The following is a 20,376-nucleotide window of genomic DNA, read 5'->3' on the forward strand; positions in this document are numbered from 1 at the left end:
TCGTCAGACGCGGGCGCGTCGCCAGCGGCGGGCACCCAAGGCCAAGAAGACGGTCCCGAAGAGTGCGAGCGTCGTCGGCTCGGGGACGGGGACGAAGGTGCTGTAGGCGAAGACGGGGGTGGTCCCGTCCGGCCTCGCCTGGGAAAGCGCATTGATGTGGACCGGCCCGATCATGCTCAGGGTCGGTAGCGGGAACGGCAGCGGGTTGCTCCCGACCTGATCGATCGACGTGAAGGTCGCCTCCAAGGTCGACTCGGTGTTGCTCGTCAGCGTGCCGTTGATGACACCTTTTACCTCCACCTCGGAGGCCGGGGCGCTCGTCTCTCCGGTCGAGAAAAAGATATCAAGGACGAAGGGGGTATTGGTGAAGGTCAGGGGCCCGGTCGAGGTCATGTTCGGCACGTGGAAGTTGCCGACCTGGAAGGCACCGGGGGGATTGAAGGGGGGGTCGATCCCCCACAAGGCGACGGGACCGTTGTTGTTCCCGTCGACGCTTCCAACCGTCCAGTACTGATACTGGATCGGGTCGGCCTTGGCCGACGGGCCGAGCCAGCCGATGAGGGCGGTCATGATCGCCAAGGTGATGAAACGGAGTCGACTCGCTATCATTCCTTTCGCTCCTACTCCTGGGTGTCAATCTCTCCGGCAGACAGACTCTCCGGGGTGGTCCCGGCGGACGCGTCGACGGCGTCCGGGGATCCTCCCGAGACGCCGGCGATTGGATCAGCGGGGGCCCACGACGATGGTGCGTCGGGGCGAGGCTCGCGGGATAGGCCGCGGCCGATATCCGTCAGCGCGAGGACGGCCGGCGCCAACGGCGCAGGCCGGCCCCGGCGATCACGGCGCCGAAGAGGGCGAGGGTGGTCGGCTCGGGGACCGCGTTCACGGACGCGACGACCATCGTGTTGCCGCCGTTGATCCCGGCGGGCGAGAGCGCCTGGGGGGCACCCACGGCCAGGCTCGCGAGCGGGAACGGCAAGGGGCCGCCGAAGCCCGTCTGCTGGATCGACGTGAACGTGGCGATCACGTCGGACGACAGGTTCCCGGTGACCGAGCCGCTCAGGACGCCGCTGATCTCGACGACCGGGAGCGTACCCCCGCTGGGATTGAGCGCGTTGTCGAACGTGACGTCGATCGTGAACGGAGTGTTGCTGTACGACTGGGTCACCGAGGGGTCGAGCCCCGTGATGTGGAACTGGCCGAGGATGAACGTACCGGGGGCGAGGAAGATGCTCGACTCCCCCGAGAAGCTGATGGTGCCGCTATTGGAACCGTCGATGCTTCCCGTCGACGTGTAGGAGATCGGTTCCGTGATCGGGGCCGCGCCGGCCGTCGAGGCGAAGCCGCCGATGGTCAGGGCGAGCACCAGGATGTGAAGTCTCGGTCGCACTCCGTCGCTCCTTTTACAATGAGATCCGAGAAGTCGGCAGGGATCGATCCCGAAGTTGGTGAGAGAAGGATTCGAGGGCCTGGACCCTCGGCCGGGACAAGCGGCAAGCCCCCCGCGCCTCGGGGGGGGGGGGGGCCCGGGCGCGCACGCCCTGGGCGCAGCGATGCGCCCCGCGCCTTGGGGCGCGGGGCTCTCGGCCGTCCGGGTCGGCGGCGGGTCTCCGTCAGGCGAGGACCTGGCGGCGATAGCGCCGCACGCCAAAGCCCAGCAGCACCGAGCCGAACAAGGCGAGGGTGGTCGGCTCGGGGACCGGGCTGTACGACGTGTACGCGTACAGGTCGGTGACGCCGCCGAGGATTCCCCGGGGGGCGACGAGCTGCGGGCCGAGCACACTCAGCGTCGAGAGCGGGAACGGCAGCGGGTCGCTCCCGGGCGCCAGGGCGATCGACGAGACGGTCGCGTAGAGCGTCGACGAGAGGTTGCCGGTGAGCGTGCCGTTGAGCAGGCCGGAGATCTCGATGGTCGAGACCGAGGAGCCGCTCGTGAACGTCACGTCGATGGTGAACGGGGTGCCGTTGTAGGTGAGGCTGGCCGAATCGGGCAGGACCGGCGTCTCGAGCTGACCGAGGTTGAACGTCCCCGGGGTGAGGAACGTGCCGTAGGTGCCGGTGAAGGAGATCGGCCCGCCGTCGGCGCCTCCGACGTTCCCGGTGGTCGTGTAGTCGATCGGCTCGGTGATCGGGGCCGCGTCGGCCGCCTGGGCGAGCCATCCGAAGGTCAGTGCCAGAATCAAGGTGTGAAGTCGTGTCAGTCTCAAGGCTGTGCTCCTCAGTCTCCGAGGGTTGAACAAAGTTGGGTCGGCAACAGACGATGCGATCGCCCTCGCCTAGGCGAGGGGCGGCCGCTCAACGACCGCCCTGCCCGGCCGCCTCGCGCGGAGTCGCCGGATCCAGGCGAACCCGGCCAACGCCGACGCCGAGAAGGCGAGGGTCGAGGGCTCAGGTACGGGCGTGATTCGCGCCAACAACGGGGTGGAGCCTCCCGCCGACGAAGCGGCCAGGGCGACCGGCCCGACGACGCTCAGGGAGGACAGGGGAAACGGCAGGTCCAGCACCGGCACGGGTTGGCCCACGACGGCCGCCGAGAGCATGTCGGGCGAGATCGATCGGATCGTGGCGACCACGTCCGACTGACCACCGCCCGTCACCGTGCCGTTGAGCACGCCCTCGATCAGGAGACGACTGTAGGGGGTGATCGTCGGCGAAGCCGCGACATTCCCTCCCAGGTTGGTCGTCAACTCGACCGTGAACGCAGTGTCTTGGTAGGTGGTGCTCACCCCATCGGCGAGCGGGGCGAGCTTGAAATTGCCGAGCGAAAACACGCCGGGGGCCTGCGCCGTCCCGTCCGTGATCCCGTCGAAGCGGATGACGCTGGTGCCGACGATGCCGGGGGTCGCGATGCCGTCCCCGGACCAGGGCCAGACGTTGCCCTGGGTGGAATATGTGATCGTATTCGCCTCGGCGCCCCGGAATCCCGGCGCGGCGAAGGCGAGGATGAGTGCGAAGATCCGAGTCCAGTTCGGTGCGGGTCGGCGATCCATCGTGCGGCTCGCGGGGTCGGGGTCAGGGCTCAGCCAGGTCGCATGAGTCCGGTTTGGGGGGGGAAAAGCCCCTCGTCGTCGAGGGGCTGCGATCCGTACTCACCGGGGAGCATTCCTCGTCAGGCCGCTCAGGCGGCCCGGCGGCTGCGGAGGCGATGACGCACACCGAAGCCCGCCAGGGTCGTCAGGAACATCGCGATCGAGGTCGGCTCGGGGATCGGCGGGGCGAGGACCGTGTCCAGGTGCGCCTGGGCCGAGGTCTGGCCGTGGTTCGTGGTGTTGGGCACCAGCGACAGCGGGTTGTCAAGGATTCCGATCGTGTTCAAGTAATCACCAGTCCGGAAGTTCGGGGTGGTGATCGGGTCGAACTTGGCCACCACGTCCGACTGGTCGCCGCCGGTGACCGTGCCGTTGAGCACGCCGGTCACCTGGATCGGGGTCTCGTTCGGGGTGGGGGCGGCACCGTTGACGGTGTTGACCAGCAACGTGATGTGGAACGGGGTGTTCGTGTAGGTCGTCGACTGCCCCGAGGGGAGCGCGGCCACCTGGAAGTCGCCCAGGCTCAACGATGAGGGCGAGTTGAACGAGCCGTTCATCACCGAGTTGAAGCTGATCACACCCGGGCCGCTGACGCCCGAGGAGTCGATCGATCCGGACGTGTCATAGTTGATGATCGTGTCGGCAAGACCGCTCCCAGCGGTCGAGGCGACCAAACCCAGGGCCAAGACCAAACCCTTCAGCCCGGCCCACTGATGTGACTTGCGCATCTCTATCCTCCTGAATTGAGTGTCGCGTTTCGAGCGACTTCGCCGACGCCAGAACCGGGCCAACATCGCTCGACGGCCCGCTCCAGCCTTTGGAGCGCGGCCAATCTCCGAGGTTCTTCGACCACCCTACCAGGGTCGAGTCGATCAAGCCGGACGACCCAACCTGGGCCGTGATCCGTTCGCGATCGCTCGAACACATGGCGTGCGGCGATCGAGCTCAACAGTCACGGTCCAAACCGTGACCGAACCCAGAGAGCAACGACATGGGGGGTTCGAGGGAGATGGATTCAAGAGGTGTGTTCATACCTGGCCTCCGTGCCTGGTCATGCCGATGCATCCTTGGGCTTCGTTGCCGAAACCTCGGAGCAAGAACCAACAGGCCGAAAATTACTCCAAACCCCTCCCGGTGTAAACCGGAAATCTGAAAAAAAGGTCAAAGGTTCGCCGACGAATTGCCGATGGCCAACAGATTCGTCGATATTGAAAATCTATCGTGAGAACCTAAGAGGGCGACCGGCGGGCGCTTACAGCAGGTTGACGGGATCGACGTCGATCCCTAACTCGACCCCCGAAGGAGTCGGGACCGTCGCGACCACGTCCTGCAAAAGCACCTGGAGCGGGCGCGGCGTGTCGCAACGCAGCCGAAGATGGTGGCGGAATAGATTGCGAATCTTCGCGACCGGAGCCGGGGCCGGGCCGAGGATCGAGATCCCGGGCGGTGCCGAGGCCCGGAGTGCGCCGGTGAGGGCGTCCAGGTAATTGCGGACCGAGGGCTCCTCGGGCCCCCGCGCGATCAGCCGGACCAAACGCCCGAACGGCGGCATCCCCGATGCAAGGCGGTGGGGAAGCTCGCCCGCCACGAACCCCTCGTAGTCGTGTTTCGACGCGCACGCGATCGCGGGATGCTCGGGCTCGAACGTCTGGACCAGCACCCGGCCAGGCCGGTCGCCTCGGCCCGTCCTCCCTGCCACCTGCGCGACGAGCTGGAAGGTCCGCTCCGAGGCGCGGAAATCCGGCATGTGCAAGGCCGTGTCGGCGTTGACGACCCCGACGAGCGTGACGTTGGGAAAGTCGAGCCCCTTGGCGATCATCTGGGTCCCGAGCAGGATCTGGATCTCGCCCGCCCGGAATGCGGAGAGCACCTGTTCATGGCTCCCCGGCGTACGCATCGTGTCGGAGTCCATTCGGCGCGTGGCGACGTCCGGAAATGCCGTGTTGACCTCGCGCTCGAGCCTCTCGGTTCCGATTCCCCCGTAATGGAGGTTGGCGGCCCGGCAATGCGGGCAGGATGGGGGCCTGGCTCGCTCGGCGTCGCAGGTGTGGCAGATCAGGAGCCGACGCTCCTTATGGTAGGTGAGTGCCACGTCGCACGCGTCGCACTTCAAGACCTGGTTGCAGCGCGGGTTGGGGCAGATGACGAAGGTGTGGAATCCTCGGCGGTTCAGGAGGAGGAGCACCTGCCCCTTGTCGGCCAGGGCGGCGATCATCGCCTGGCGGAGCGGCTCGCTGAGGCCGCCGAGGGGGAGCCGTTCGTGGCGGAGGTTGATCAACTCGACCTCTGGCATCGGCCTGGACCCGACGCGCTCGGTCATCGGCAACCGGACATAACGTCCGAGCTCGGCGTTCCGCCAGGTCTCCATGGCAGGAGTGGCCGAGCCGAGCAGGATCGGCAGCCGCTCGAGCTGCGCCCGCTTCACGGCGACGTCACGCGCATGGTAGCGCGGGGTCGTCTCCTGCTTGAATGTACTCTCGTGCTCCTCGTCGATGACGATGAGGCCGAGCCGGCGAGCCGGCGCGAAGACGGCGGACCGGGCGCCGACGACGACCTCGACTTCGCCCGAGGCGATCCGCCGCCAGTGCCGGTGTCGTTCGGCGTCGCTCAGGTGGCTGTGCAGCACGGCCACCTTGGAAAAACGGCTCCGAAACCGCCGGATCGTCTGGGGTGTGAGGCTGATCTCGGGGACGAGGACGATCGCCTCGCGGCCTCGGGCGACCACACGCTCGATGGCGCTGAGGTAGACCTCGGTTTTGCCGCTTCCCGTCACCCCGTGGATCAGGAACGTGGCGAAGGCGTCCCCCTCGAGCGCCGGGGTGAGGCGGGCCATGACCGCCTCTTGCTCGGCGGTCAGGGCAGGCCTGGGCTTGGACGAGTCGTCGTCGTGTCCCGGCCCGTCGTCATCCGCCTTCTGGTGGACGCGATGCTTGACCGTGCTCACGAGGCCTCGCCGACGCAAGGCCGTGATCGGCCCCTCGGCGCACTTGGCCAGGCGGCCGAGGTCGGAGGCTGTCAGCGGCTCGTCCGACCGGCAAAGGATCGCCAGGGCCTCCGCCTGCTTGGGGGGGAGGCTCAAGGTCTCGTATGTCTGGCGGATGTCTTCGGGGACCGTCAAAAACGTCCCGATCCTCGTTCCCGCCTGCTTCTTGACCCCGGCGGGCACCACAGCGTCGAGCGCCTGGCCCCAGGAGCAGGCATAGTAACCCGCCATCCACCGCGTCAACTCGAGCATCGCCGCGTCGATGAGCGGCGGGTCGTCGAGGACCTCGAGGACCTCCTTGACCCGCCCCGGGTCGACCCCCTCGGGGCCCTGCGTCTCGATCCGGACGCAGTAACCGACCGCCGGCGTGTTGCCCCTCCCCAGCGGGACGCGCACCCGCTGCCCGGCGCAGACCTGCTCACGGAGCCGGTCGGGGATCCGGTACGTGAAGACCTGGTCGATCGGCCGGTTGAACACGATGCCCGCGAACAGGCCATCCGCCCCGGCCTCCGCCTCTTCGGCGAACCAGTCGGCCTGGCGTTTGCCGTCGACAAGGCTCATCGTGGGCCCCCACCATTTCGTCGAACCTCAACCAACCCAGTTCACCTGATTTCTGTGCGCCTGTCCATGCGAATTAGGCGGCATCCGGCGCAGCTTGACCGGGGTTTTCTCTCTGTCGCACTTGCTTGAAGCCCGGCCGGGGCGTCAGAAACGTGGAGGACGATCCCGACCTGATCGTCGCACAAGTTCTGGTTTGGGCCGCTGGATACCACGTCGAGATAGGTTCGTGGCCCATGCGCGACCTCGGTCCGATAATGGGAACATCCGGCGAGACGTGGTCCGCCATCGCATGGGCATCGGTCGTAGGCGTGCGCAGGTTGCTTCAGTAGCCACTGGCTCAGCGTCTTGCCACCCACCGTACCGTCCGCAACCACAGGAATGCGCCAGGGTTGTCGGAGGCTCCGTCCTCTTTCCGGCATCCGAGGGCTGTAGACTGTCGTGAACCGAGCGAAAGGAGCGAGACCATGAGTGTGTTGCTGAAGGGCTTCATCCGCAATGGCCGGGTGGAGGTGGATGAGCCAATCACATTGCCCGAGGGAACCGAAGTCGTGGTCTCTCCGGAGGCGGCCGGGAGAGAGGACGGTCCGGTGTCGCCCGAGGAGATCGCCCGCGTCCTGGCGGCCATGCACCGCCTGCGACCGCTCGACATCCCGGACGAAATCGGTTCCGACCTCGATGCCTGGGAAGGGAAATTGAACCAGCACGGGATCGACCGCAGCGAGTTCGGCATTGAGGATGTGTTCCGGTGAGACGCTTCATCCTCGACACGGGTATTGCCGGGCTCTACCTCGATCATAAGCGCGGGGTGTTCGAGCGAGCCGTGGCCGAAGTCGCCGCCGGCAACCGTGTCGGCGTCGCCCCCGATCGTAGGGAGCACGTCCATCGTCATCGGAAGAGCCTCCTGGAGTGTTCTTCGGAAGACTAGCCGATTTGCGGTCTCGCAGGCGCTCTCAAATTAACGTCAATAAAATAAATTATTGTGTAAACTATTTTCATGTTAATACATGGATTTTTCTGATTGATGGGTGGCTTTGGAGGTTCGCCCACCCGGGAATGGGCGTCGCCCGTCGTTCGACGCCTCTCGCGAGGGCGTCGAACGACGGGCGATGGGTTGAAACAGGAGAACCCGCCCGGGGATGTCAGAAGTCGTCGGCGGGCTCGCTGGTGTCGGCGTCATCGCGGCCGGGGAGGACACGGGACGGGGCCGCAGGGAGGACCTTGGCCTTGGGCTGGAGGGCTTCGCCGATCCAGGCACGCAGGTCTTCGAAGTGCAGGCGGGTGGCGGCGTCCTTGAACTTCTCGCGATTCGCGTCGATCTCGGCGAGGGTCCGCACCAACTCGCCCCGGGACAGGGCGGTGACGTCGGAGCTTCGCCCGGACGACTCGAGGGTGCCGATCAGGATCGTGACGAAGTCGCGCTGGAGGTTGCGACGGTAGAGGTCGACCTCGTTGGGTTCGGCCTTGAGCTCGGCCCAGATCCCGCTGTGGAGATCGTCGAAGAGCTCGGTCGGGGCGTAGGCCGACTTGGGATCGCGGTTCGCGAGCTCGGCCATGCGGCTGAGACGCCGATCCATGAGGAGCGAGCGGAGCAGGCTCGTCTGCGCCTGGGCGATCCGCGAGGCTGCGCCGTGGGCCTCGAGCCGGTCGAGGATGTCGGGGGCGAGCAGGGGGGTCGGTACCTGGAATCCGTTCTCGATCAGGAACTTGACCGCCTCGCGTTGCTTGGCCGCGGGGACGGTCTCGTAGACCCGGTCGCCGTCGCCGAACCAGACGTTATTGGCGACGGCGCCGCCGACGAGATGCACCACGTGCCCGAGCTCCCGGTTCCGCTGGGCGATGAGCTGGGTGTACATGTTGCGGAGCTGGTCGTAGTTCTCCCCCTTCTTGGTCGTGGCCTTGACGAGGAAGCCGGCGACCCGGTCGATGTTCTTGAGGCCGAGGGCCGTGGCCGCGATCGGGTCGGAGCCGAGGTCCTCGGTCTGCTGCGAAGGGTCCTCGGCCGGGTTGGGGTCGCCGAAGCGGAGCGTCGCGTCCTTGAGCTGGCGGGCGACGATCTTGTCGAGCTCCGTCTTCTCGTCCTCGTAGGTCTTGGCCCCCTTGAACTCGCGGTAGCCCCACTCGACGGCGAACCGGTCGTAAGGGCCGATGATCGGGATCAGGCGGGCCCCGTCTCCAGGCTGGGCGACGTAGTTGAAGCGGCCGTAGTCCATGATCGACGCCTCGACCCCGTTCTCCTTGGTGAACACGGGGTTGCGGAGCTGATCCACGGTGTACGAGGAGCTCGCCTTCATGTTGTGGGGGAACCCGAGCGTGTGCCCCACCTCGTGCGAGACCACGTACGCGATCAGCTCGCCGATCAGGTCGTCGGGCAGGGGGAGGCCCTGCGCCCGGGTGTCGTTGGGCGAGGCCTGGACGAAGTACCAGTCTCGCACCAACTTCAGAACATTATGATACATGAGGATGTCGGACTCGAGGATCTCGCCGGTCCTCGGGTCGTGGACGTGGGGTCCCATGGCGTTTTCGACCTTGGCGGGGAGCCAGCGGATCGAGGAGTATCGGGCATCCTCGGCGTCCCAGTCGGGGTCTTCCTGCGGGGTGGGGGCGTCCTTGGCGAGGATCGCGTTCTTGAACCCGGCCTTCTCGAAGGCGCCCTGCCAGGCCTCGACCCCCTTCTTGACCCAGGATCGCCACTTCTCGGGGACTTCGCGGCCGATGTAGAAGACGATGGGCTTCTTGGGCTCCGAGACGTCGGCGGAGGAGTCCTTCTTCTCGAGCCGCCAGCGGGTGATGTACTGGACGTCCTCGACCTGGTGGCTCTTGATGTTGCCGTACTCTTCGAACGTTTCGGTGAAGAAGCCGACGCGGTCGTCATAGCGGCGGGGATGCATCAGCGATTCGGGCAGCTTGACCATGCTATGATGCAGCCGCACGGTCACCGCGCCGACGCTGCCGCCGACCCGCCGGCCGCCACCAGGGCCTCCGCCGCCCCCCGCCGGCCCGTCGGAGGGGCGGTAGGTCATGAGGACCTTGGCCTCGATGTTCTCGGGGAACGACTTCACCACGTCGATGAACGTCCGCTTCGCGTCCACGCCCGACGCGCCGAGCTGTCGCTTGGCACTGAACTCGGGGAGGTCGCCCGAGAACAGGTTCGTCGCGTCGACGACGGGCGTCTTGTCCTTGCCATACGCCCGGACCGGCAAGACCTCGATGATCGCCGCCACCGAGGTCGACTCGACGGCGTTGCGGATCGGATCCTTGGCCTCGGCCCGGATCGCATAGTTCACATCGCGGAGCAGGACGTCATCCCCCCGCTGCTCCCAGCGCACCACGCGATGCCCGATCGGGCTGCCGCCGTAGCCGTGCCCCGACTTCGTCGCCTCGAGTTGCGTCACCCAGAGCATATCCTTGCCGAACGCCGGAGTGGGGATCTCGAAGAAGATCTTGTCGCCAACCCGATGGACCAGGAACAGGCCGGGGTCCGACTTGGCTTCCTTCGTGATCACATCATCGTAGGGCCGGATCTTCGTCCGCTCCCCCTTCGCCTCCTTGCCTTCGCTTCGCTCGGATTTTATTTCTTCCTTCCCCTCCTCCTGCTGCGCGAAGACGGAACCGACGACGGGTATCCCCCCCGCCAAGAAGAGAGCGATGCCTCGAACCCAGAACGACGGCATTGGCAACCTCCCAAACACAACTCAACCCAGCTCAAATCATTGCGCCCGCCACAATCCTTAAGCGTCAAACAGTCGCCCCACTTTACCCTGGCCTCTCCCCATTCATTGACTTCTCCACGCTTTCGGGTCCTGGTTGGGCACTTGGCACCAAGTAAGCGGTTTGACCATTCGAGCGCGGCGAGTCCCCCGACGATTCCGGCGCCTCGATCAGCGAAGGGCGCGAGCCTCACCGGAGCGATCCGGGAAGTTCCCGGCCGTGGCCATCGGTCGATCGCAAATGCTTTGATCTGAAGGCCTATCGACCGTAATCGCATGGGAATTTTTCCATCGACTCCGCGGCCGGGAGCTCGCTCACCGCGCGTGCCGTCCGTACATAGCGCCGAGGTGCTCGGAACCGTTCACCTCCTGTGTTATGTCTGCCTTCCGCAGTGACGAGCGGGTCACCTGAGCGGCTCCCCTCTTCGTATACTTGGGAGAAGGCAATGTTTCTGGAACTCTACCACCCCGCGAGTAGGCAAGTCTTCCGCGGCAAGCGTGGCCAAGGGTCGGAATACGGGCACGTGTTCGGCGGCGTGAGCAACTACGCAGGCCTGGCGGCATTCAGCGGCCAGCCGACGGTACATCTGCTACTCCGCCGCGTCTCAAGTTCAACAAGGATCGCCTCCGAGACGCCTTCGATGGCCGGGAGCAGCCCCGCCACCATTGATGCCGCACACGGTTTGGATCCTGGCTCCGCTCACGAGAGCGACTCCGCCGGCATCGGCCGAGGTCCGAGCATCCCCCCGGCCTCGGCCTGCCGATCGGCGATCCACCACGCCTCGGCCCTCGTCTCCGCGTCGGCCTTGATCGGGTTCTTTCCTTTTACCCCTGAGACGAGCCAGTAGCGGCGGCCCTCCGTCACGTCGATGGCAGTGTCGCCGATCGACCATCCGGCGCGGTCAAGGGCGAGGAGCGCCTCGTTGGGTGTCACGAGGCCACCTCCTCGATCGCCCGTTGCCACCTGGCCACGATCGTCTCGTGCGAGAGCTCGTCGATTGCCTTGGCGGGGAGGGTCGACTTGAGCGTGGCCAACGTCCGGCGCCGCGACTCGACATCGTCCCGCCCGTCGACTCGATGATGGGCGAGCAACGCCCGGACCATGGCCAGCGTTGCCGGGTCTGACGTGAGGGGCTCATAGGGCCTCTCCGTCGTCCGTGGCGTGTCAGATCCGCTGATCGATGAACACGGGCATGCGCGGGCTCCCGGTCATGACCCCATAGTAGTGGCTCGACGGCTCGCAGACCATGTACACGACTGCCATGCCCCGCTCGTCGGGTACCAGGAGGCCGCGGACCCCTTGCTCGACGAGGTACCAGACCCCGCGTCCCTCGACGCAGTAGTTCGCCGGGATGTCGACGGGCCGGGCATCGAGCCCACGCCAACCTCCCCGGTTGATCGTCTCGAGCCACGTCCAACCCGTGCGGGGGAGGCGCCGGCTCTGGCCCCGCCCGTTCCCCCACCTGACGAACATGAGCCGCCCGTCCCGCCAGACCGGGAGCCGCGGACGACGGTCGTTCCAGTAGAAGCGATACTCGGGGCGTCTCCCGCGCTCGGCATAGTGCCGCCCGAGTTGGCTGCGCCCGATCAGATCCGTGGGCAGCTCGCTCCCTATCAGCGCGATTCCGAGACACACGGGAGGAAGGGAATCTCCGGCAGGACGGCTTTGACTGACTATCCGTCCAATACTATACTCCCGCACATGCGACAAGGCCAACTGGTCGGACATCTCGATGCGGATTGCTTCTACGTGTCCGCCGAGCGGGTGCGCTACCACCACCTCGTCGACATGCCCGTGGGGGTGTTGGGGAACCAGGGCGCGTGCGTGATCGCCAAGTCGTATGAGATGAAGGCGGCGGGGGTGAAGACGGGGGAGCCGATCTGGGAGGCCTTGAAGAAGTGCCCGGACGGCCTCTACGTGAAGCGGGATTTTCGATGGTACGAGGTCCTCTCCCGCCGGATGCTGGAGATCGTCCGGGACCTGTCGACGCGGGTCGAGTACTACTCGATCGACGAGTTCTTCTTCGACGCGACGTCGCCGCGTGGCGAGGCCCCGGAAGCCTACGCGAAACGGATCCGCGATCGGATCTGGGAAGAGCTTCGCGTCCCCGTGACCGTCGGCATTGCGCGGAGCCGGACGCTGGCCAAGCTCATCAGCGACTCGGCCAAGCCGTTCGGGTTCAAGGCGGTCTTGAACCGGGACGAGGAGGAGCGGCTCCTCGCGGACCGTCCCGTCACGGAGATCACCGGGATTGCGGGGAGGCGGGAGAAGCGACTCCTACCATGGGGGATCAAGACGTGCCTCGACCTGGCGAACGCGGATCGTCGGCTCGTCCGGGACCTGCTGACCGCGACGGGCGAGGCGCTCTGGTGGGAGCTCAATGGCGAGCCGGTCGTCCCGATCCACGCCGATCGCCCCTTGCACAAGGTCCTCTCCCGAGGGGGGAGCTTCGGCGAGGCGACCGACGACCCGTGCGTCATCTATGCATGGCTGGTCCGGAACATCGAGCGGCTTGTGGAGGAGCTCTACTACCACGAGCTCCGGGCCGGGCGCCTGGCGGTGTGGGTGGGCTACCGGGATGGTCGGTTCGGCGAGGGCCATGCCTCGCTCGGCGCGGCGGCCGATCGGTTCGACCAGTTGCTCGACGTGGCCCGGCCATGCCTGCGGAAGGCGTGGATCCCGCGGGCCCAGGCCGGCCGGATGCACCTGTTCGCCGAGAACCTGACGCGGCGCCGGTCGAGTCAGCTCGGCCTGTTCGAGCCTCCCTCCGACCGGGCCGAGGCGGTGGCGCGGTTGAAGCGGGAGATCAACGAGAGGCACGGGCGGTTCGTGCTCCGGAGCGCGGCGACCTTGCCGCTCGTGGGCGTGTACCGGGACACGTCGAACGGCTATGACATCTGCGACGTGCGTGGGAAGATGTGCTTTTGAGGCCCAGAGATCGAGGCGGGACCCGGCTTGCCAGGCTCCGGTTTGGATGGTTCGACCCAGTTGCCCGCCGACTACCCTACCCTTTCCGACTACCTGACCCCACGAAAAACGCGGGCGTTTCCCGACTTCCGTCGAGGGCGAGGCGGTCGACGGACACCCGCACAAGGATGGCGATACCGCCGTCGAGCAGGTAAAGCTCGCCGCCCTCAAATTTGCACAACCGCCCTAAGATTGCGCCAAGACTATTCTTGGAATGGGACATGATCCTGCATGGCGTCTCCAGCAAACCCTCTGGCAATCGAGGTGGGGAAAGAAGGAAAGGACAGGCAACGCAACTTTGACGACCGACGTCTTGACGATGGGTCTCTCTGTGGCCAGTTTTCTGAAGAACACCCCCCGAGGCCCTTCCGATGACCATGGCACGTGCTCATTTGGTGGATCCGACCGTCACTCGTTGGTATCACTGCGTCACCCGCTGCGTCCGACGCGCCTTCCTCCTGGGGAACCCCGAGCACGACCGGAAGACCTGGATCGACCAGCGGCTCAAAGAACTTGCGGAGATCTTCGCGGTCTCGGTCGCCGCGTTCTCGGTCATGGATAACCACCTGCACGTCCTCGTCCGCCTCGACCCCGACGTCGCCGGGGGATGGTCCGATGAGGAGGTCGTCCGACGCTGGGGACGACTCATCCCGCCCCGCGACCGATCCCGCAAGCCGCTGCCCGTCTCCGACCTATGGGTCCAGGGACGGCTCGCTGATGCCGAGTGGGTGGCGAACGCACGCCGATGACTGCAAAGTCTGAGTTGGTTCATGAAGTGTTTGAAATAACCAATTTCAAGCCTTGCGAATATTTAAGACCGACGTCGAGGGGCGTTCTTCGAGGGCCGCTTCAAGAGCGTGGGAATCCTCGATGAGGAGGCGCTGCTGGCGACCTGTGCCTACATCGACCTCAATCCGGTCTCGGCCGGACTCGTCGACGTCCCCGAGTCGAGCCCGCACACTTCGATCAAGGAGCGCGTCGACCACATCAAGGACCAGGAGCGGTGCGAGGACCTCGAGGCATCGCGTCGCGGTAGCGTGGCGGGGTCGGAGGCGTCGTCGGGCCTTGAGGGCGCGCTTTGGCTCTGCCCGGTCGAGGATCGTCGCCCGTTGGATTCGACCCGGGAAGGGATGCGGGAAGGTTTCCCGCTGGGGAGCTACCTGCTCCTGGTCGATGACACCTCGCGGCTGTTCCGCGAGGGTAAGGCGACGGTGGCCCGCGAGGTGTCCGAGATCCTCGATCGATTGGGGTCGAGCGCGGAGACCTGGCATGCACGGCTCGAGAGCCTGAGAAAGGGCCGACTGCTCGGGCGATTCTTGGCGTCGAGCCGATCGCGTCTCAAGGATGTCGCGGACCGTATCGGTCTGGGTCGTGTGGCGAACCTCAACGGCTGCCCTGCCGTCTGAGGAACGGCCGAAACCGAACCACGCCCCGTCTCATCATTCGGTGAGGGTGCGTCCTGTTCGCCTGAGCCTTGGGATCGACGCATCTCTGTTAACACAATTGTCGCATCCCAGGGCATCGAGCCTTCGATTACGGGTGTTGCGACCCGAGGTGCAGGAGAGAAATCCCTGATTCGCCTCCGGTAGACTCTGGAGTTGTCGTTGCTTGCCCCTCCGCATTGCATGTCCTTTTTACACGTCTGCCCCTTCGTTTCCCCGAGCCGAATGCTATTCGTTCATGACCCAGTTTCCTGCGCCCTCTTCAAGTGTCGTGAAATAATATCAATATAAGGATTATTAAATTCCAATCTTGTGACCGAGTTCAAATGCACCAAAATTGGTTCGCGATCCCATTCTCCTGTACTACTAAAATTCAAAAAATGAATAGTATCGGATTCCAATGGATACAACTCTTCAAATATAAAAAAGATTGACATTGAAATCTATAATATTTTCACATTCAATGATAATATTAATGTTTTTATTGTAAAAATGCTGCGCAAGTTGCCTAAAATTTCCAAGATGATGTGTAAATTCTTGATTCCTGAACTGCAGCAACTGCTCGTCAGTTGTGATTTGGTCCGATTTAATGACGTCCTCAAAGAATTCTTCTCTGCTCTTGCGTTGGATCTTTTCGACGTCCGCGATCCGAATTGCGGTAAACCCATTGGGGCTGAAGTCGTGAAATTGCAATAATAGCACAAGTTCATTTCCAACACCAATCACAAACCCATTGTGAGTCTGATCGCCTTGGAATCGCCTAGATAGCCAAATCATCTGAAAAGAGTCAGAGAACTTCTTGAGGGCAATTCTTAGATCCATGTTTGCGCCTTTTTGACGACCAGACGAACGTCCTGCAACGCTGCTCTAAAGCCTAGCACTTACCCTAGCAAACTAGACCTTAGAGGCTATCCGGTACTCCGAAAATTTCGTAACCTACGCCTGTGGAAGGAGTCAGGCCGACCGGCACCTGTCCGAGGATTGTTCCCATGCGTAAGTCCTAACATGCGAAAGGGGACGGAGCGAATTACTGGCCGATCTGGTCTTTGCGTGGCCGCCCCCGGGAGCGTACCGTCGACTCCAACGCCAACCGCTTGACCGTCTCACGCATCCACGAATCGTCGCCGTAGGGTCGCCCTCGCTGGGCCGAGAGTCGAACTCGAGACAGGTCCCCTGCCGACAGCGGCGCGTTCACTCGCTCCAACCAATCCGGGGCACGTACGATGGAGCCCCCGCCCCAGAGCCACGACTCACCACGTTGCCACAACGGCAGGCTCGACCAGTTCCATTGCTCGGCACGCGCCACCAACTCCGCACGCAACGCATTCCGCTCCACGTACCGAAGCACCGTCGCCAAATGGTCGTCGTCCTGGACCGGAAAGGCTTTGTACCGCCCCTGCCAGACGTGACCGCTGGTCCCATAGTGGCGATGATACCGAGCGGCATGCGCGGTCAAGAGCCAGCGCATCCAGCGCCCCAAGTCGCCGTCGGCGTGGGGGCGCAGCACGATGTGGAAGTGATTCGGCATCAAGCAGTACCCGAGGAGGTCGACGGGCAACCGCTGACGTGCATCGACGATAGCCTCGACGAAGGCGTCGAAGTCGGCAGGCTTGTGAAAGACGGCAGCGCGTCGGTTGCCCCGATTCAGGGCGTGATACCACATACCGCCGGCGGAGGCTCGAGCAGTTCTGGGCATCGAAGGAGTCTATTGCTAACCCTCACCGAAGTCAATAATTCGCTCCGTCCCCTTTTAGTAGCTCAACACATGCACCCCAAAATTCTTGGCGGGGCCCAGCCCGTCTCATACGCAGGAGACATGACCATTAAGAATGGCGTTGTCTGCGATGTGACGAATCTCTCTGGGACTTTTAGATTTTCAGATCCGGAAGGTTTGCTGGAGGCTGCAAAACAGTTGGAAGGCCAAGGTCTGACCATCAAGCCTGGTGGGGTTCGATTCTTTCCAGAGGATGGCAGTCGACCGTATTCGTTGCGATAAATTCCAAAAGAACAAAGGTTGAGATTTATGGCAATGAAAATCGTAATTCTCGAAGATGACATGCGTCGCATGGAAGCGATGCGTGACTGGCTTGTCGACAGATTTTATCAGTTCGAAATCTTGTTCTTTGATTCCGCATTTGATTTGATCGATTATTTGAAATACAGCACTGAGGAAATTATAGCATTATCTCTTGACCATGATTTGCTGCCAAAAGTGAGTGATGATGGGCAAAATTGTGATCCTGGCACTGGTCGGGATGTCGCGGATTATTTGGCGACTATTCGTTCATTTTGTTCAGTCGTAATTCATGCGGCAAACCAATTCGGCGCAATTGGCATGGAATCAGTCCTTGTGGAGGCAGGTTGGCAAGTTTGCCGCGTTTCTCCTTTTGACGACCTGCAGTGGATTCATGACACCTGGTATCCTGCCATCCGTCGGGCGATTGTCTTTTTTGGGACAACCGAAGAGAGCGACAAGAAAAACCCCTGGTGCTCGCCGGATGGAGCGTAATGTCCGGCGAGATGCGCGAGACAGGGAAAGTGGCTAATATCGATATTCTTTCCAAGCCCTATGACCTCCCCGCGACATCTCATGGGATGGCTAAAAGGGGACGGGGATGAATGCCGCGTAGATAGCGCATAAATTATGGCCGGTGAACAGCTTATAGCTTCTTGAGCACAGGAGGGGCGTCCGTCACCCTGGTGGTAGCTTACAACGCCACTCGGGTCACAGACGGAGCCCTCCCATGCTGTCGCGTATCATCTCCATCCTCGGACGACTGCGCCAAGACATCGCCGCCGATTTGACCAAGGAAGCCATCGAGGAAGGCTGTCGCCAGTGCAACCACTCCTGGCGGAGCCGTGCCCTCGACCCGGCCATCACCATCTACGCCTTTCTGCTCCAAGTCCTCCACGGCAACACCGCTTGCAAGCACGTCGCCCACTTCGGCAACCGGTCCTTCACCGACAGCGCCTACTGCCAGGCACGCAAGCGGCTCCCGCTGGCCGTCCTCCACTGGCTCCTCGAGAAGGTCGCCGCCACGTCGCGAGCGGCGCCCGCCGACACCTCGCGATGGCTCGGCCATCGTGTCTGGGTCGTCGACGGCTCTGGCTTTTCCATGTCAGACGAGCCCGAGTTGCAACAACACTTCGGCCAACCCGGTAATCAGACGAAGGGCTGCGGCTTCCCCGTCGCCAAGTGGTTGGTCATGTTCGATCTCACGACCGGGATGCTGCTCCGCTCGATAACGGCGCCGTTGCGAAGTCATGAGATGTCTCGAGCCGCGGCGATCTCGAGTGAGTTGGAGCCCGGCGACCTCGTGCTGAGAGATCGTGGGTTCTGCTCCTATGCCCATCTCGCCCTATTGCGCGGCCGCAAGCTGCACGGTGTGTTCCGGATCCATCAGAAGCAGATCGTCGATTTCACCCCCGGCCGGCCGGGGACTCGAGGGGGGTCGAAGGATGTGCCGGGGCTGCCCCGTTCGCGATGGGTGCTGGCGCAGGGGGACTCGGACCAGGTCGTCGTCTGGTACAAGCCGAGGAGTAAGCCTTCGTGGATGACGGCGGAGGAGTATGGGGCACTGCCCGAGGAGATTACGGTGCGTGAGTTGCGTTACCGAGTGGAGGTCCCGGGCTACCGGGTGCGCGATATCACGTTGGTGACAAGCCTGCTGGATGCTTCGGAGTACCCGGCCGAGGCGCTGGCCGAGCTCTACTTCCGAAGGTGGCAGGTCGAGATCAATATCAGACATTTAAAAATAACGATGAAAATGGATGTCCTGCGATGCAAGACGGTGGAAGGTGTGTTGAAGGAACTGGCGATGTTCTCGTTGGCGTACAACCTTGTGCGTTCGGTGATGGGTGAGTCGGCCCGTCTGCAAGGGGTAGATCCCGACCGGATCGGGTTGGTGGATGCGATGCGTTGGTTGATCGGTATCGAGGGTGGTGACTTGTCGGTATTGGTAGTCAATCCCTCGCGTCGAGGTCGGGTCGAGCCGCGGGTGAAGAAACGAAGGGCCAAGCAGTATACACTCATGAAGAAGCCGCGGGCGGAACTACGCAAATCATTGCCGACGAAGAATTTATAAACTATATTCGTGGCATTCTGTTATGTCCCCTTTTACCGCCCCATCAGGTCCATTTCCATGTCGGCCGTCATTTTCATTTGATGGTTGATGAACTCGCCGTAGAGTCGGCCGTCCCTGAAACGACCGCGGCACTCGCTGCCGCCGACGACCGTCTTGTGCGGGGCGTCGGCGATGGCTCGGGTGAAGGACCAGTGGATTTCGTCGCCGTCGAGTTCGCCGTCAACGTCCCATTCGTAGCGGTTCTCGGAGCGATAGACGCCGTTGAACCGGTTGCCTGAGCGTGAGGTAACGCGAAGCTCGACCGCTCCAGCGAGGTCCACGGCGGTGCCGTCGGCCCTGGGGCGGAACCGGAACTGGCCGACCCAGCGTTGCCCTGCCTCGAACTGTGGTGGCTGAGTGGTTGCGTTCGTACTCGGCTTCGAATTTGCGATCAGGTCTGGGGCGGGCGGGATGTCCTGGGGCGGGGCAGGGACGGCGGGAACCTCGGCTCGGTCCGTGGTTGCCGGGCGATTCGTCGCGCGGAAGGCGATGAATCCGAGGGTGGCAAGGGCGATGACTCCGAGGACAAGGGCGAGCGACCGGTCTCGACGGGGTCGGGGCGGTTTCGCGGGGGGGAGCAGGACGGATTGCGCGACGACCGACTCCCGGTCGAGGACCTCGGCGAACTCGGCCATCGACGCGAACCGCGCGTTCGGGTTTTTGTTCAGGGCCTTGCGACAGACCTGATCGAGCCGTTCGGGGATGTTCGGGGCGAGTGCCGAGGGGAGTTCGAACGAGCCCGACTCGATCTCGGCCCTGAGTTTGTGCCAATCCCTGGAGAAGGGGAGTTGGCCGGTCAGGAGTTGGTACAGGATCACGCCGAGGCTGTAGACGTCCGACCCCGCCCCGATCGTGGACCACTCTCCGGATAACTGCTCGGGTGAACTGTAGGCGGGGGTCCCGATGTAGGCCCCCTGGGCGGTCATCCTCGGGCTGGCGCCGACGGGGTTCACGGCCAGGCCGAAGTCCATGACCATCGGCTCATCGTCCGGCGGTCGGAGCATGACGTTCGCCGGCTTCAGGTCGCGGTGGAGCACGCCGGCGGAGTGGGCGACGTGCATCGCCCTGGCCAGTCGGGCGACGAGGCGGACGGCCTCCTCCGGGGAGACGTGCCCGACCCGTTTGAGGCGATCGGCGAGCGACTCGCCGTGGATGAGGGGCATCGTCAGGAAGTGGACGCCGCGGTACTCTCCGACGTCGTAGACCGGGCACAGGTCGGGATGCCGGAATCCCGCGGCGATCCGGGCCTCGCGATGGAATCGGGCGAGCCAGGCTCCCGACTTCGCGCTCGCCCTCGGCGGCCTCGGCATCTTGAGGGCGACCTCGCGGTCGAGGAGGCTGTCCTTCGCCACGTAGACCGTCCCCATCCCCCCTTCGCCGAGCGGCCGAAGCAGGAGGTACCGCCCCATCTCGCGCGAAGGACCGCTCCAGTCTGCCGACCCACTCCCCTCCTCGAGCAGCTCCCCCTCACGAGTCGAGGGGAGGTCCGTGGGGCCCGTCGCGTCGAATGTGTCGGCCGGCGTTGGATCACGCGAATCCATCTGTCAGCCCTCGCGACGCCC

General features: G+C 63.9%; 19 protein-coding genes. 7 read left to right on the plus strand and 12 right to left on the minus strand.

Features of this window, described 5'->3' with window-relative positions; genetic code table 11:
• Positions 1-3: 3 nt before the first annotated feature.
• The 6 genes from ACYOEI_RS13755 to priA all read right to left on the minus strand — a co-directional run bounded on the left by ACYOEI_RS13755 (position 4) and on the right by priA (position 6,573).
• Positions 4-609: a PEP-CTERM sorting domain-containing protein gene (locus tag ACYOEI_RS13755; protein ID WP_462850072.1), complete on the minus strand. Its 606-nt coding sequence runs from the start codon at positions 607-609 to the stop codon at positions 4-6.
• Positions 610-790: 181 nt separating this feature from the next.
• Positions 791-1,390, minus strand: coding sequence for a PEP-CTERM sorting domain-containing protein (locus ACYOEI_RS13760; protein ID WP_462850073.1), 600 nt, complete (start codon positions 1,388-1,390; stop codon positions 791-793).
• Between the two features lie 223 nt (positions 1,391-1,613).
• The gene (locus ACYOEI_RS13765) at positions 1,614-2,207 is read right to left on the minus strand and encodes a PEP-CTERM sorting domain-containing protein (protein ID WP_462850074.1); all 594 of its coding nucleotides are present in this window, start codon (positions 2,205-2,207) and stop codon (positions 1,614-1,616) included.
• A gap of 69 nt (positions 2,208-2,276) precedes the next feature.
• Positions 2,277-2,990, minus strand: a complete 714-nt coding sequence (locus ACYOEI_RS13770; RefSeq protein ID WP_462850075.1) for a PEP-CTERM sorting domain-containing protein — start codon at positions 2,988-2,990, stop codon at positions 2,277-2,279.
• A 128-nt stretch (positions 2,991-3,118) separates the two neighbouring features.
• A complete protein-coding gene (locus ACYOEI_RS13775; RefSeq protein ID WP_462850076.1) occupies positions 3,119-3,757 on the minus strand; it encodes a PEP-CTERM sorting domain-containing protein in 639 nt (212 codons plus the stop codon).
• Positions 3,758-4,281: 524 nt separating this feature from the next.
• Entirely contained in the window at positions 4,282-6,573 is a 2,292-nt protein-coding gene (gene priA, locus ACYOEI_RS13780; protein WP_462850077.1) for a replication restart helicase PriA, read from the minus strand.
• A 464-nt stretch (positions 6,574-7,037) separates the two neighbouring features.
• Between priA and ACYOEI_RS13785 the strand changes: the two genes are divergently transcribed.
• Together ACYOEI_RS13785 and ACYOEI_RS13790 are read left to right on the plus strand one after the other, a co-directional pair.
• A complete protein-coding gene (locus tag ACYOEI_RS13785) occupies positions 7,038-7,322 on the plus strand; it encodes a hypothetical protein (protein ID WP_462850078.1) in 285 nt (94 codons plus the stop codon).
• Positions 7,319-7,498, plus strand: coding sequence for a hypothetical protein (locus ACYOEI_RS13790; protein WP_462850079.1), 180 nt, complete (start codon positions 7,319-7,321; stop codon positions 7,496-7,498). Before ACYOEI_RS13785 ends, ACYOEI_RS13790 begins: the two co-directional genes overlap by 4 nt.
• Positions 7,499-7,712: 214 nt before the next feature.
• Here the strand turns inward: ACYOEI_RS13790 and ACYOEI_RS13795 are convergent, their stop codons facing one another.
• The 4 genes from ACYOEI_RS13795 to ACYOEI_RS13810 form a co-directional block, all read right to left on the minus strand.
• Complete coding sequence (locus tag ACYOEI_RS13795) at positions 7,713-10,244, minus strand: zinc-dependent metalloprotease (RefSeq protein WP_462850080.1); 2,532 nt, start codon at positions 10,242-10,244, stop codon at positions 7,713-7,715.
• Positions 10,245-10,980: 736 nt separating this feature from the next.
• Entirely contained in the window at positions 10,981-11,214 is a 234-nt protein-coding gene (locus ACYOEI_RS13800) for a hypothetical protein (protein ID WP_462850081.1), read from the minus strand.
• Complete coding sequence (locus tag ACYOEI_RS13805; RefSeq protein ID WP_462850082.1) at positions 11,211-11,384, minus strand: hypothetical protein; 174 nt, start codon at positions 11,382-11,384, stop codon at positions 11,211-11,213. The genes ACYOEI_RS13800 and ACYOEI_RS13805 overlap by 4 nt, the downstream gene beginning before the upstream one ends.
• Positions 11,385-11,445: 61 nt before the next feature.
• Positions 11,446-11,916, minus strand: a complete 471-nt coding sequence (locus ACYOEI_RS13810; RefSeq protein WP_462850083.1) for a hypothetical protein — start codon at positions 11,914-11,916, stop codon at positions 11,446-11,448.
• A 66-nt stretch (positions 11,917-11,982) separates the two neighbouring features.
• Between ACYOEI_RS13810 and ACYOEI_RS13815 the strand changes: the two genes are divergently transcribed.
• From ACYOEI_RS13815 to ACYOEI_RS13825, 3 genes are all read left to right on the plus strand, one after another.
• Positions 11,983-13,209, plus strand: coding sequence for a DNA polymerase Y family protein (locus tag ACYOEI_RS13815; protein WP_462850084.1), 1,227 nt, complete (start codon positions 11,983-11,985; stop codon positions 13,207-13,209).
• A gap of 410 nt (positions 13,210-13,619) precedes the next feature.
• Complete coding sequence (locus tag ACYOEI_RS13820) at positions 13,620-13,997, plus strand: transposase (RefSeq protein WP_462850085.1); 378 nt, start codon at positions 13,620-13,622, stop codon at positions 13,995-13,997.
• A 108-nt stretch (positions 13,998-14,105) separates the two neighbouring features.
• A complete protein-coding gene (locus ACYOEI_RS13825; RefSeq protein ID WP_462850086.1) occupies positions 14,106-14,654 on the plus strand; it encodes a hypothetical protein in 549 nt (182 codons plus the stop codon).
• Between the two features lie 1,063 nt (positions 14,655-15,717).
• Here ACYOEI_RS13825 and ACYOEI_RS13830 read toward each other — a convergent pair.
• Positions 15,718-16,386: a transposase gene (locus ACYOEI_RS13830; protein WP_462850087.1), complete on the minus strand. Its 669-nt coding sequence runs from the start codon at positions 16,384-16,386 to the stop codon at positions 15,718-15,720.
• 327 nt (positions 16,387-16,713) lie between these two features.
• Here ACYOEI_RS13830 and ACYOEI_RS13835 point away from each other — a divergent pair, with 327 nt between their 5' ends.
• Together ACYOEI_RS13835 and ACYOEI_RS13840 are read left to right on the plus strand one after the other, a co-directional pair.
• Positions 16,714-17,199, plus strand: coding sequence for a cyclic-phosphate processing receiver domain-containing protein (locus tag ACYOEI_RS13835; RefSeq protein ID WP_462850088.1), 486 nt, complete (start codon positions 16,714-16,716; stop codon positions 17,197-17,199).
• A 235-nt stretch (positions 17,200-17,434) separates the two neighbouring features.
• Positions 17,435-18,775 carry an IS4 family transposase gene (locus ACYOEI_RS13840; RefSeq protein WP_462850089.1) on the plus strand — a complete coding sequence of 447 codons (1,341 nt, stop codon included), beginning with the start codon at positions 17,435-17,437 and terminating at the stop codon, positions 18,773-18,775.
• Positions 18,776-18,807: 32 nt separating this feature from the next.
• Here ACYOEI_RS13840 and ACYOEI_RS13845 read toward each other — a convergent pair whose 3' ends face one another.
• Entirely contained in the window at positions 18,808-20,355 is a 1,548-nt protein-coding gene (locus tag ACYOEI_RS13845) for a serine/threonine-protein kinase (protein ID WP_462850090.1), read from the minus strand.
• Between the last annotated feature and the right edge of the window lie 21 nt (positions 20,356-20,376).

The sequence above is a fragment of the Singulisphaera rosea genome (genome assembly GCF_054877945.1).

Bases quoted from the DNA above. Each gene is read 5' to 3' on its own strand.
- ACYOEI_RS13755 (WP_462850072.1), bottom strand. From the start codon at position 609: ATGATAGCGAGTCGACTCCGTTTCATCACCTTGGCGATCATGACCGCC.
- ACYOEI_RS13770 (WP_462850075.1), bottom strand. From the start codon at position 2,990: ATGGATCGCCGACCCGCACCGAACTGGACTCGGATCTTCGCACTCATC.
- ACYOEI_RS13775 (WP_462850076.1), bottom strand. From the start codon at position 3,757: ATGCGCAAGTCACATCAGTGGGCCGGGCTGAAGGGTTTGGTCTTGGCC.
- priA (WP_462850077.1), bottom strand. From the start codon at position 6,573: ATGAGCCTTGTCGACGGCAAACGCCAGGCCGACTGGTTCGCCGAAGAG.
- ACYOEI_RS13785 (WP_462850078.1), top strand. From the start codon at position 7,038: ATGAGTGTGTTGCTGAAGGGCTTCATCCGCAATGGCCGGGTGGAGGTG.
- ACYOEI_RS13795 (WP_462850080.1), bottom strand. From the start codon at position 10,244: ATGCCGTCGTTCTGGGTTCGAGGCATCGCTCTCTTCTTGGCGGGGGGG.
- ACYOEI_RS13805 (WP_462850082.1), bottom strand. From the start codon at position 11,384: ATGGTCCGGGCGTTGCTCGCCCATCATCGAGTCGACGGGCGGGACGAT.
- ACYOEI_RS13815 (WP_462850084.1), top strand. From the start codon at position 11,983: ATGCGACAAGGCCAACTGGTCGGACATCTCGATGCGGATTGCTTCTAC.
- ACYOEI_RS13820 (WP_462850085.1), top strand. From the start codon at position 13,620: ATGACCATGGCACGTGCTCATTTGGTGGATCCGACCGTCACTCGTTGG.
- ACYOEI_RS13830 (WP_462850087.1), bottom strand. From the start codon at position 16,386: ATGCCCAGAACTGCTCGAGCCTCCGCCGGCGGTATGTGGTATCACGCC.
- ACYOEI_RS13835 (WP_462850088.1), top strand. From the start codon at position 16,714: ATGGCAATGAAAATCGTAATTCTCGAAGATGACATGCGTCGCATGGAA.
- ACYOEI_RS13840 (WP_462850089.1), top strand. From the start codon at position 17,435: ATGCTGTCGCGTATCATCTCCATCCTCGGACGACTGCGCCAAGACATC.
- ACYOEI_RS13845 (WP_462850090.1), bottom strand. From the start codon at position 20,355: ATGGATTCGCGTGATCCAACGCCGGCCGACACATTCGACGCGACGGGC.